Source organism: candidate division WOR-3 bacterium (genome assembly GCA_011052815.1).
Taxonomy (GTDB): Bacteria; Hydrothermota; Tepidihabitantia; order SM23-42; family SM23-42; genus DRIG01.
In genome coordinates this window covers 1-11,020 of sequence record DRIG01000055.1, presented here as the reverse complement: position 1 = coordinate 11,020, position 11,020 = coordinate 1, and the positions used below count along the sequence as shown (strand labels likewise).

General features: G+C 41.9%; 13 protein-coding genes. 1 reads left to right on the top strand and 12 read right to left on the bottom strand.

Features of this window, described 5'->3' with window-relative positions:
* Position 1: 1 nt before the first annotated feature.
* Positions 2–202, top strand: coding sequence for a 4-oxalocrotonate tautomerase (locus ENI34_04935; GenBank protein ID HEC78473.1), 201 nt, complete (start codon positions 2–4; stop codon positions 200–202).
* Positions 203–234: 32 nt separating this feature from the next.
* Here ENI34_04935 and ENI34_04930 read toward each other — a convergent pair whose 3' ends face one another.
* The 12 genes from ENI34_04930 to ENI34_04875 form a co-directional block, all read right to left on the bottom strand.
* Positions 235–438 (bottom strand): cold-shock protein, encoded by a 204-nt coding sequence (locus ENI34_04930; protein HEC78472.1) that lies wholly within the window; start codon positions 436–438, stop codon positions 235–237.
* A 378-nt stretch (positions 439–816) separates the two neighbouring features.
* Positions 817–1,302, bottom strand: a complete 486-nt coding sequence (locus ENI34_04925) for a zf-HC2 domain-containing protein (protein ID HEC78471.1) — start codon at positions 1,300–1,302, stop codon at positions 817–819.
* Entirely contained in the window at positions 1,277–1,822 is a 546-nt protein-coding gene (locus ENI34_04920) for an RNA polymerase sigma factor (GenBank protein HEC78470.1), read from the bottom strand. Before ENI34_04920 ends, ENI34_04925 begins: the two co-directional genes overlap by 26 nt.
* Positions 1,823–1,828: 6 nt before the next feature.
* Complete coding sequence (locus tag ENI34_04915) at positions 1,829–2,200, bottom strand: hypothetical protein (protein ID HEC78469.1); 372 nt, start codon at positions 2,198–2,200, stop codon at positions 1,829–1,831.
* 70 nt (positions 2,201–2,270) lie between these two features.
* Entirely contained in the window at positions 2,271–2,564 is a 294-nt protein-coding gene (locus ENI34_04910) for a T9SS type A sorting domain-containing protein (GenBank protein HEC78468.1), read from the bottom strand.
* Positions 2,542–3,969, bottom strand: coding sequence for a hypothetical protein (locus ENI34_04905; GenBank protein ID HEC78467.1), 1,428 nt, complete (start codon positions 3,967–3,969; stop codon positions 2,542–2,544). Before ENI34_04905 ends, ENI34_04910 begins: the two co-directional genes overlap by 23 nt.
* A 69-nt stretch (positions 3,970–4,038) precedes the next feature.
* On the bottom strand, positions 4,039–5,538 hold the full coding sequence (locus tag ENI34_04900) for a hypothetical protein (GenBank protein ID HEC78466.1): 1,500 nt from the start codon (positions 5,536–5,538) through the stop codon (positions 4,039–4,041).
* A 420-nt stretch (positions 5,539–5,958) separates the two neighbouring features.
* On the bottom strand, positions 5,959–6,951 hold the full coding sequence (locus tag ENI34_04895) for a hypothetical protein (protein ID HEC78465.1): 993 nt from the start codon (positions 6,949–6,951) through the stop codon (positions 5,959–5,961).
* 373 nt (positions 6,952–7,324) lie between these two features.
* Positions 7,325–8,695, bottom strand: a complete 1,371-nt coding sequence (locus ENI34_04890) for a hypothetical protein (protein ID HEC78464.1) — start codon at positions 8,693–8,695, stop codon at positions 7,325–7,327.
* A gap of 94 nt (positions 8,696–8,789) precedes the next feature.
* Positions 8,790–9,011, bottom strand: coding sequence for a hypothetical protein (locus ENI34_04885; protein ID HEC78463.1), 222 nt, complete (start codon positions 9,009–9,011; stop codon positions 8,790–8,792).
* Positions 9,012–9,091: 80 nt separating this feature from the next.
* The gene (locus tag ENI34_04880) at positions 9,092–9,889 is read right to left on the bottom strand and encodes a hypothetical protein (protein HEC78462.1); all 798 of its coding nucleotides are present in this window, start codon (positions 9,887–9,889) and stop codon (positions 9,092–9,094) included.
* Positions 9,876–10,475, bottom strand: a complete 600-nt coding sequence (locus ENI34_04875; protein HEC78461.1) for a hypothetical protein — start codon at positions 10,473–10,475, stop codon at positions 9,876–9,878. The genes ENI34_04880 and ENI34_04875 overlap by 14 nt, the downstream gene beginning before the upstream one ends.
* Between the last annotated feature and the right edge of the window lie 545 nt (positions 10,476–11,020).

Below are 11,020 nucleotides of genomic sequence, written 5' to 3'. Positions count from 1 at the left end.
TATGCCTTTGATTATCGTCGAAGGACCGCAAATCAAAGAGATAGAAAAGAAAAGACAGTTGGTTAAGGAATTGACCGACGTGGCATCGAGAATATACGGGATAAAACATATAACCGTGATTATTCACGAAAACAGAAAAGAGAACGTCGGTGCGAACGGCGAATTGATTGCTGATAAATATAAAGAAACGGGCGGTGATTAAAGCACCACCGCCCGTTTCTTTGTTGTGCACTCTTATGCACGTTCTATTTTTGTGGCTTTTTCTCCCTTGGGAGATTGGATAATCTCGAACTTGACCCGTTCACCTTCATGCAGGGTACGGTAACCTTCACCGATGATTTCCTGGAAGTGGGCAAAAACATCACCACTGCCGTCTTCTTTTTCGATGAAGCCAAATCCTTTACGACTGTCAAACCACTTTACTGTTCCGTATACCATATTTCTCCTTTCAAGCCTTCATTTGTTTTGGAGATTGTGAATAATGAATATTCTACAGTCCTTCAACAAATAACAAAGCTTATTAATTATAATTATACACAAAAAATGTTCTTTGTCAAGGGGTATGTTTTCTGACTTCTCGCCACTTTTTTATCATCCCTTCACCCGCTCTTTTGTCATTCTGAAGGAGTCTGCCCCAAGCAGACGACTGAAGAATCTCAATAACTAATGACTGATAAAGATTCTTCGTTTCACTCAGAATGACAGAGAAAGAAGGCAACCTCAGACGTTGTCCTGAGTGTAACGAAGGAATGACGGAGAAAAAGGGTCTTTAAATAAAAACGAAAAAAGTGGAGAGGAGTCAGGTATGTGCAAGCGCTAAATCAGATCTTTAAAAATTCTTTTTCTGAAGGCGAACAAAAAGCTCGTCAGCAAAAACAAAAAGCCGATTCCGTTCATGATATAAAATTCTACGTCGGTATTCAGGCTTTTGTCTAAGGATTTTAGAAACTCATTCATCCAGGAAACCGTGTTGAACCGGGTGGTGAATATGGTCCATATTCCAAGCCCGAGGGCAATGCCGGCTAAAAGATTTAAAACAATTCCGAGCGGGTATTGCCACCAGGAAGCGGCTGCGTTCGTTTTTTGATAAGCCCTGACTCTTTGCAGCACATAATTTTCAATGGTTCCGGGATCCATTGGCGTGGACAGATATTCGTCGATCTCAAGTTCGATCTGCATCGCCTGCCGGCATCGATGACAGACGGCAATGTGTTCTTCAATCAGTTTACGCTCAGCCGGACTTAACATATTTAAACGATAGGTAATCAATTCATGTTCATGAGGACAGCAGTTCTTCTTCATAACCGTTCAACTCCTTTCTTAATCGAACCCTTGCCCGGCTCAAAGCCGTTTTGATGTTCGCCGGTTTCTTGCCGACGACCCCTGCGATTTCCTTTATGTCCATATTCTGATAATAGAACAAGACCAATAACAGTCTGTCTTGTTCTTTCAGTCTGTCGAGCGCTTTTTGGATGATCATACGTTTTCTTATCCTGGCTGTCTGGTCAGGTGCAGATGGTTCCTTGATCTGTTCCAGGCTGACGTTCTTCTGGCGCTTTCTTTTCCGCAGCCGGTCATAAATGAGATTGCGTGCGATGCAGCACAACCAGGTCTTTATGTATTCGGGCTTCCTCAGGCGGTGGATGTTTCTGAATGCTTTGATAAATGTTTCCTGACAGACATCAAGACTTGATTCATGGTCGTGCAGCATACGGTATGCAATGGTGAATATTAACTGTTTATGAATGGCAATAATTTCAGCCATCGCCTTTTCATCGCCGTTTCGGCATAACCTTACAAGTTCAGTAATATCGACTGACAAAGATAATTATGCCGATTTCTTTTTATTGAGCAGATAATGTATCAATAAGAACGAGAGACCGAGTATGCACAGGAAACCACCGATTCCGATAATTACGTCTGCATTTACGAACACGCCGATTATCCCCACACCTATTCCGACTGCAATCGTGACAACACCTTTTTTCAAATACCTGGTTTCATCGAGTTCTTCTCTGCGGGGCAGGTTGAATAAAGCCTGAATCTCTTCAGAACTTTTGCCGCTCTCAAGCGCCTTAACCATCGACTCATAGTATTTTTTCTTTTCTTTGTATTCAGCGATGATTGCTATAATGGCAATACCGCAGCCAAAGACTATTGCGACAATCGGAATGATAAATGCAAATTGAAACATCGCCATATAACCTCCTTTTATTTATAAGACGTATTTTGCGATCTTTCGGTAACAGGCCCTGTCGTCCAATAGTGCTTTATTTTATGATTATTACCTTTTCAAAAGTCGTCTTACTCTTTTCCGCCAATTTGAGAAAGTATATCCCCGCAGGCAGTTTTATCTTGAATTCTCTGGATTCCCCTTCAATAACTCCATTATAAATACTCTGCACAAATCTTCCGTTTATATCATACAGTTCGATTTTTATCCTGCTTTTCGAGAGAGGAGCGAAGCTGATCGTCAACCGCCCTGAACCCGGATTCGGGAATATTTTGATCGGGCTGGTTTTGACTCTTTCGTTTACCTCTTTAATTTCCGTGGTGGCATTCATACATTATTCCTTTGTTCTGCCAGTACAAAATGTGGTTGGTCTCGGTGAGGGAGTCGGTGCAGGAGTAGATGCTGGGCCGAAGACCTCCTTTTTCATACAAGGTTACGGCGTTCGTCGAGTCGAGAATACCGTCATCGAGCAATTCTTCAGTAAAGGTCGCACCGTCAAGACGGGTGTTACCGCCGTTGTTTTCATTGGCATAGTAATATAACGCCGCGGGAAGCAGGGCAGCGGTTTTGTAGGAGATATCCGTGTTGTTGTCAAAAGAGATTAATTTGGCGCAGATGTCTTCAATGACATAATCAGTGCTGAACGGTATCCTTCCCAGATGGACGTCTGCGTGATAATCAGGAGAGTCGTCGCCGTTGAGATATCCCAGGGAGCCAAAGACCTCGCCGTAATACGCGTCGCCGTCATAGTCCCACGACAGACTGTCTTCATCAGTTAGTTCCGCATAATACAGGTCACTCGGTATCGGAGAGATGTTCGGGTCATTATACGGGCTGTCGGGGTCGTTATTAAAGGGCACCATATCACGCCAGGGAATGTCATCGATGAATCCCGCGGGGAGTACGTATTCAATATCAGCCAGGTTCTGTCTTAAATAATTTCTTATCTTCTGCTGCAAGTCCACACCGGTTACATTCGCTTCGATATACTCTTTGGTGACGACGTTTACCTCATACCCCTGCGTCTGACGGTAAGCGACCAGGGTATCGACCGAACTCTGGAGTGAAGCGGGAATGATTATGTAGTATCCGTTGACACGATGCGGCGTTTCAGTTTGATACCAGGCTTCAGCGTCCTGCCAGTTGTAGATTATTTCCTGCGCGACGTCGTCATAGGTGACGTCGTTCTTCAGGCGTTCCCAGAACCGTGCCCGTGCGCTTCCAAGATCAGGCATTCTGTATTGTATTTCAATATGAATCACCGGCGAATAATAGAGTCTCTTTGACACCGGGCGATAGGCAAAATGATAACAGGCGACTGTAAGGAGTGTATATTTTCGCAGCCCGCCTTTTGACAATACTACTCCGTAATCTTGTGGGTACAGGTTGTCATCAGTGTAAACTCTGTCTTTCTGAAGTCTATAGGCCCGCTGGATTTTCTGGAAGATTTTTTTGTCGGCAACAAGCGGCAGATCGGTTGATGCTGGTGATATTTCACAGATGCCTGTTTCAATTCTCCGGCCGGAAAAGTCGACTTTTTCTATGATTGCTCCCGGCGGCAGGCAGATGGTTACGGTCTTTGTCGGTAAGTCGGGTGCGCCCGGGATGTTGATACCGGCACAGGATTCAGCGCTGAGGTTATTATCGATTATCTGAAATGGCGGTGCCGGTACGTCGATACTCAAGATCTGCGCCCGGCTTGATATGGCTAAACAAAATAAAATAAACAACCTCATATTTCGCTCCTTTATTCAATTATAGATTATTTGAGGATGATGTCAAGAAAAATGCAGCCGGTGATGACTCTAACGGACTTTTATAACCTTCTGTTTCACCTTCTTGTTGATTTCAATAAAATAGACACCGGGCGTCGGATTGAGCGTCTTGACCTCCCGACCCGTGATGTCGAAGATTTTGTATGTTTTATCCTGTGGCAGGCGTATGGGGCCGGCAAAGACGGTTGTCTTTGCCCGGGGATTGAAGTTCCGCTTGTCTGTTTCCTGCGTACCGACAATGTCCGTCTTGATCTGAACAATATCACCGCCCCGGCCCGTGACATTTGCATGGATATGTTTACCACATGCCGTTGCATACGCACCGTCATTACTGATGTCAACCGAGAACATGGAACCGGGCATGTCGACTGAATAGTATACGTGTGGTATTGTATCGCGCTGGAATATGTGGACCTCAGGATTCAAATTGGCGGCGTCGCCCCAGCTGCCGATGATGAAGTATGCACCGTCGTCAGTGATGTCGACATCAGCCGCGCTTTCCTGATATACGCCGTTTGATACAGGATAATCATAAGTCCACAAAGGAGCAGAGGAGCCGACATTATGCACTACGACCTTGATTGAATTGTGCGCAGTTGTATACCAGCAGGAAACAATCGTCGAACCGTCGTTTGATATTGCGATTCTATTTACATAGTATCCTCCACCCGGGCTCCAGGTCCAGATATCCTGGTAAGCAGTATCGATCCATTCCTGGATGTGGAGTAGGGGCCAGCCCCAGGCAATCAGACTTCCGTCACCCGAAATATCGAGTGCGCTGTTCGTAAACTGCATGGATATCTGGTCGCGCACGCTCAGGGAATCACGATCAAAAACAACGAGTGTTGACAGGGCGATAAAAGCAGTATAACGGCCGTCGGCACTTATCTTCACGTATCGGGGAAATCCGAGACCAGTGGCGACGTAGTCGATCAAAGGCGTGGATGAATCGGCGTCAAAGAGTAAGAGATGGGCGTCGGTTCCAGACGGCGCGGCGATGACCGCGATCGTTGACCCGTCGTCAGATACGGCGATCGGTCCGTAAGAGGACATCACGTACAAAGGAAAACTCGCAGTCCAATCAGGGATGCTGTCCGGGCCGGTCCATTTGGTTATATTCAGGCCGAGCGTGTCGTTATCCGCTGCCACGAGCGTGAACCCGGCATCGCCGGTATCAGTAAAGAATTTTTCTCCGTTATAGGTCCATTCAGGCACTCCGTTGCCGGTTAATGCATATAATCCGGCTTCTTTGGGCGGATTGAGATAGGTGCCGGCAAAAACATATCCATTACTCGTGTTCGAAGTCGTCTGAAAAATAGCATCGGTCAGGTAGCGGGACCAGACAACAGACGCATCGTTCGTTATGTGCTGTTTCTGTAAAACCGGCAGGCCTTCGTACTGGACGAGATACGGTCCGGTTTCAGTGTCCTGGATACGCACGGCGTCTGACCGGGTTGCGGCCAGGGCTGCACCCGGAATTCCGAAAATGATGGTCAATAAGCCTGTAAGAACACATAATCTTTTTTTCATTATCTCCTCCTCGTGATAGTGTGTTGCTTATCTATTATAGGGTGATAATAACGGGATGTCAAGCCGGCCGTTTTTACCGCTTATATTTATTTTTATCATTTTCACGTTTTGTCAATTGACAAAATAAGAAAATGATGGTGGTTCTTAATTTTCGAATTTGGACCTGAATGATTTTGGGTATGGCGTTTGAGGTTGTGCGAAATTAGTTAAGATTGGCACAAGATTAAGCTCGGTAGCAGAATTTCTCTACGCGCATGGTGATATGCAGTTGTTGACGTCAAGAGCATTCTGATTATAATCCTTAAAATACAGGAGTTTAATGAAAGTTTCTAAAATCAAGACAGAAAAACTCTTAACTACATCTAAACTTAATAAATATTTATATGGTTCAAATATTTAGGTGTTACTTGGGGTCAAATCTCAACATTCAACATTTTTCTTTATTGCCTGCTCAATGTTACGATACTGAACCTGCAATCTCTTATTATGAGCAAGCCGCTTCTTCATTCGATAACGCAATTGATAAACTGCACCATAATCGACATCCCCTAATAAATTACCAATCTGGGCTTGGGTAAGACCGCTGTACTTGTACAACATCTCAGCCGCAATACCACGAACAATACCACCCTGCTCACGCTTCATTAACTCACCTCGATCTATCCCCATGACTCGAACAACACACCTTAATACAACCTCTGGATCAATCACCCCTGATACCATACCTCGATACATCGGCTGCTCACGCAATGACCCTTCCTCAATATACTTATTCTTGACACGCGCAACAAAATCACCATCACCCAATATCGTTTGATATTGAACATCCTCAAAAGGATTCTCAATATCTTTTTTTAAACCATCAACCATAAACCGCTGATAGGCACGTCGACCACCAACCATCCTTAAAACCATATCATAGTTAACAAATTTAACAACCTTTTTATCATTTATATAGCCCGGCAAACTGCTCCACTGATAGACCTGAAGATTCAACCAACGCTTCCGATAATCACACTTACTCAAACGCCCCACACGTACTGGATTAAGATGCAGATAACGTGATAATTCTAACAAGTAATTGTCCACATCAATCAACAACGCCTTGTATCGCCCCTGGTACAGGTGACCACACCGGTTATGATGATAATTGAACCACCCAGTATAACAAATATTGAACCGCCGCATAAACTCACTCAAATTCGCACGCTTGGTCTGAATCACGAAATGAAAATGGTTCTCCATCAAAACATAAGCATACAATACCACCTGGTAGATCTCTAATGACTCTTTTAGTAAATATAGAAATCGTCGCCGATCATCATCGCCTTTGAATATTCTCTTGCGTTCATTACCACGGCACGTAACATGATAATATGCACCTGGATATTGGATTCTTAGTTGCCGAGCCATGATTCATTATATCATAAATAAACTTATTGTCAATGTTGAATGTTGAGATTTGACCCCAACTTCTTGCATTCAAATTATAATCTGTTACTGCAAGTGTATACAAAGAAATATATAAAGTCATAAAGATTGCAACCAAATGACCGTGCTTCTTTAGCCAGTTACCCAATTTTTTCCACCAACTATGCCGTACTTTACGAGTTTGCTTTTTCAGAATTTCTCCCTTACTAGTTTGTTATTTTAATAACGAAAAGATTTTCAAATCTTTTCCATCTTTTCTTTAGCTACCTGTTCTATTTTTGCCAAAATTATTATAATAATAAGGGTCAGGTCTGGACATTGGACATTTTCCTTTTTTTAAATTCAACCTCTTTTTTTATCTAACCTTAACAACCTTCTTTGTTATTTGCCCATTAACTTCTATGAAATAAATACCGGGTTTGATCTTATCTGGCATTACCATTCGTCCGGTGATATCGAAGACTTTGCAGTCTTCGCCTTCGGGTAGTCGAAGGGATCCGCTGAAAATGGTTGCACAAGAATGACTACTGAGAGCTTTCCTCTGTTTCTCTTTGATACCGAATGTATCAGGTGCTGTTTTTATAAGGTATATGTCTTCACCACCAGCCCCATATGATTCAGTGGAACCAACGATTATATAACCACCATCAGAAGTTATTTGCATGTCAAAAGCAGCATCGTTGTTATCGCCACCATATAGTTTTGTCCACAGGGTATCACCACCCTGATTGATTTTCATAAAATAGATATTAGAACCATTGGGCGGATAATAGGAATCAGACCATCCTACAAGAACATAATTACCGTCGGCAGTTTCTTTGATTACATACCCCCATTCGCTCAATTCTCCGCCATAATTCCTGACCCACAAGGTATCCCCATTTCTATTGGCACGAACAAGGAAATAATCACCATAACTAGCTCCATACGATTCAGTGTATCCAATCAGAACATATCCTGAGTCAGAAGTAGTTTCGGCTTTTGATATCAGGTCATGGCCAGAATGACCATACGTGTGTGTCCATAATGAATCACCATTACTGTCTGTTCTTATAACGTAAGCATCTTCGCCGCCACTGCCAAAAGAAGTGGTATAACCGGCAATTAAATATCCACCATCATACGTGGGTTGTATGCTATAGGCTGATTCGCGGGCAGGACCTCCGTATGTTTTCTGCCAAATAAGATTTCCCATGCTGTCAACTTTCACGATATAGACATCATTGTAGCCAGCTCCCCAGGTGCAGGTTTGTCCTGCAAGAACGAATTCTTTATCTGATGCAGCGATCAGGGAAAATGCCAAATCAGTTGAATCACCACCATAGGTCCTTGTCCACAACGTGTCGCCAAGAGAATCTGTCCTGATTAAATACATATCTCCATTTCCATTGCCGAAGGAGTATGTATATCCTGCAATCATGTATCCACCATCAATGGTTGGGATCACCGACCATCCCATCTCTTCATATTGACCGCCGTACGTTTTTTCCCACTGAACATTACCGCTGGCATCAGTTTTTACCAGATAAACATCTTGTCCACCTGCCCCATAGGATTGTGTCCATCCAGCTATTATGAAACCGCCATCATTTAATTCTTGGACAGAATAACCCATGTCATTTGCGGGTCCTCCATATGTCCTTGTCCAAAGAGTGTCTGGCGCTTGAGCAAAAGCAAAGAGCATAAAACAAAGCAATATAATCGTAAAATAGATGATTGTTTTCACAACTCCTCCTCACATATACTAATAGTCGCTACCGAAATTGAAAAAATCGGCTATTTTTTGGCAAAAACTTACCAGCGTTTATAACCATCATTTTTTAACCTCCGAAAAATAGGGTCAGGTCTGGACATTTCAACCTCTTTGAATGCTTTTTCAATTTTCTTTGGTGTTCAATACGCTGTACTGCTTTTAATGCTGTCCACTTCTTCATCTCTAATGGCGGATCTTTCTGAAAGGCATACAAACACCGCTTTCTGGCTTCTTTTGCATCACCAAGATCTGTTATTTCATGTATTCTTCTCAAATATGACTTGAGCAACTTATTCTCCTCAACCTTTTTATTATACTCCAGAAGTCAGAAAAATCAACAGTTTTTTTGTAAGCGACCCCAACTATAAGCTACGGATATTTATGAATCAACTTTTCAATTACTGACTTTGCATTGATGATGAGTTCTGATTCCTGCTCGTCGAACAGAAAGGGTCTTAAGATATTTGCTTGTTTTTTTAGTTCAATGTTTGAGAAATTGTTAATACCGCTAAGAAGAACTTGAAACGGCTCGTCTTTATAACCAAGTTCTTTAAGAGTTTTTTGATCAACCGTAAATTTCTGCGATAACATAAATATGATGTCGTAAAGATGTCTGGCCATTCTTTTTTTTAGCAATGCGTCGATCTTGTCGGCAAACAAGGTACTCTTTTGTGTACAAATACACGGAAATATTTCTCCATATCCAGAGAGCACTTCAGTTTCAGGGTTGATGTTCCATTCAGGAAGGTTTACTTCGAGCTTGATTAATAATCCCTGTTTTCGTCTATATTTCGTAGTGATGCCATAAGATCGTTCAAGATCAGGGAAATTAAATTTGGTGACCAGGATATGACCCCAATGTGAAAAACTTATTTCACCTTTGATCCCTGATCTTTTCAACTCAATCATAATTTTATTACAGAGTTCTTCAAATTTTTTCTTTTTAATTTTGTTTGAGTTGAAATCAAGGTCTTCAGAGAATCTTTTCAAACCATGTACTAATCTTAGATAAGTGCCGCCTGTAAAGTATAGATTTCTTCCGGCGTCAGTTCGATATAAGTGCTTGAGCATTAAGATCTGCAAATATTCACGCAGGATGCCTCTAATTTTATCAAGCGGCATATTCCGTAATTTCGCCTGTTCTAACAGTGCATCATAGGTTAGCATAAATTTCTCCTACATCCAGATGATATAATGCAGCATATTCGTTTAACTTCTTTCGTTCCAGTGCTTTGATTTTTTCACGGTCAAATCGCCGATTTGGTAATTGGAATTTCTTCTTACGATATGTCTGGAAATACAGATAATCGATGAATGCTTTTTCTGGTTCGGCAATAAGGATTGAAAAGCCCTGGATTTCCACGACAGTATATCCTTTGAACAATTCCGGTTTTACGGTATGATAGAGAAAGAGACCATGACTATTTTTATAACACCTGGTTGGTTTAGTGGTGATCGAGGTTACAGCCATTGAGACTTCGGGAATAATACTGTAGTAAGACAGGGCGGTTTCCAGGGAAACGTAGGACGGTTGATACATCTTATTGGCAATATAAAGGTCAGGAATATTTAACCGTTTTGGGTATACGATTTCATACAGACCTTTTTTCAAAGAAATGATCCAGCCTTTGCGTTTCCACCGATACAAGAGCTTTCTCAAATTTTGGGTTGTATCGTCTGGATAAAATAATAATAGATCATCACCCGAAAACAAAAAGAGCTTTTTTGATTCCAGCGTCTTATAAACATCCATAAATTTCATTTCACTTTATACCCTTTTTTGTCCATTATCTGAAATATTGTACAGATAATAGCAAATTTGTCAAGGGGTGGTTTTACCTCAAAAAGCGCCTTATTTAAATTAAGAAAACCGAGGTTGGTTGAATCAGTTTATCATTTTCACATTTTGTCAATTGACAAAATAAGAAAATGATGGTGGTAAATCTCAACATTCAATATTGATCCATCAACCCCCATCAAGCAGTAATGTTAACTCAAAGATAAAACTGGACTGGGTTAAAAGATAAAACTGGACTATTTTTTGTATTTTAAGCGTTTAGATATTGGTTTTTCAGGTTTTGTAATAGATCACTTTCACAACGCGGTTTTTACACCAGATGCGGATTTCTTTTTTATCCGGATGTGGAATAATATGTAATTCAATCAAACTGCCTTGAGGGACGAAGACTGGTATTTTGATTTTTTTGTTTTGCCAGGTAATTCGATTATAGCCATCTACTCGGCGGTATTGGTGGAGGCAGAAAACATCTTTCAGGGACTTACAGTGAGGTGGTAACT

Coding starts and splice junctions, on each gene's coding strand:
- ENI34_04910 (HEC78468.1), bottom strand. CDS start 2,564: ATGAATGCCACCACGGAAATTAAAGAGGTAAACGAAAGAGTCAAAACC.
- ENI34_04915 (HEC78469.1), bottom strand. CDS start 2,200: ATGGCGATGTTTCAATTTGCATTTATCATTCCGATTGTCGCAATAGTC.
- ENI34_04880 (HEC78462.1), bottom strand. CDS start 9,889: ATGCTAACCTATGATGCACTGTTAGAACAGGCGAAATTACGGAATATG.
- ENI34_04900 (HEC78466.1), bottom strand. CDS start 5,538: ATGAAAAAAAGATTATGTGTTCTTACAGGCTTATTGACCATCATTTTC.
- ENI34_04875 (HEC78461.1), bottom strand. CDS start 10,475: ATGGATGTTTATAAGACGCTGGAATCAAAAAAGCTCTTTTTGTTTTCG.
- ENI34_04935 (HEC78473.1), top strand. CDS start 2: ATGCCTTTGATTATCGTCGAAGGACCGCAAATCAAAGAGATAGAAAAG.
- ENI34_04925 (HEC78471.1), bottom strand. CDS start 1,302: ATGAAGAAGAACTGCTGTCCTCATGAACATGAATTGATTACCTATCGT.
- ENI34_04905 (HEC78467.1), bottom strand. CDS start 3,969: ATGAGGTTGTTTATTTTATTTTGTTTAGCCATATCAAGCCGGGCGCAG.
- ENI34_04895 (HEC78465.1), bottom strand. CDS start 6,951: ATGGCTCGGCAACTAAGAATCCAATATCCAGGTGCATATTATCATGTT.
- ENI34_04930 (HEC78472.1), bottom strand. CDS start 438: ATGGTATACGGAACAGTAAAGTGGTTTGACAGTCGTAAAGGATTTGGC.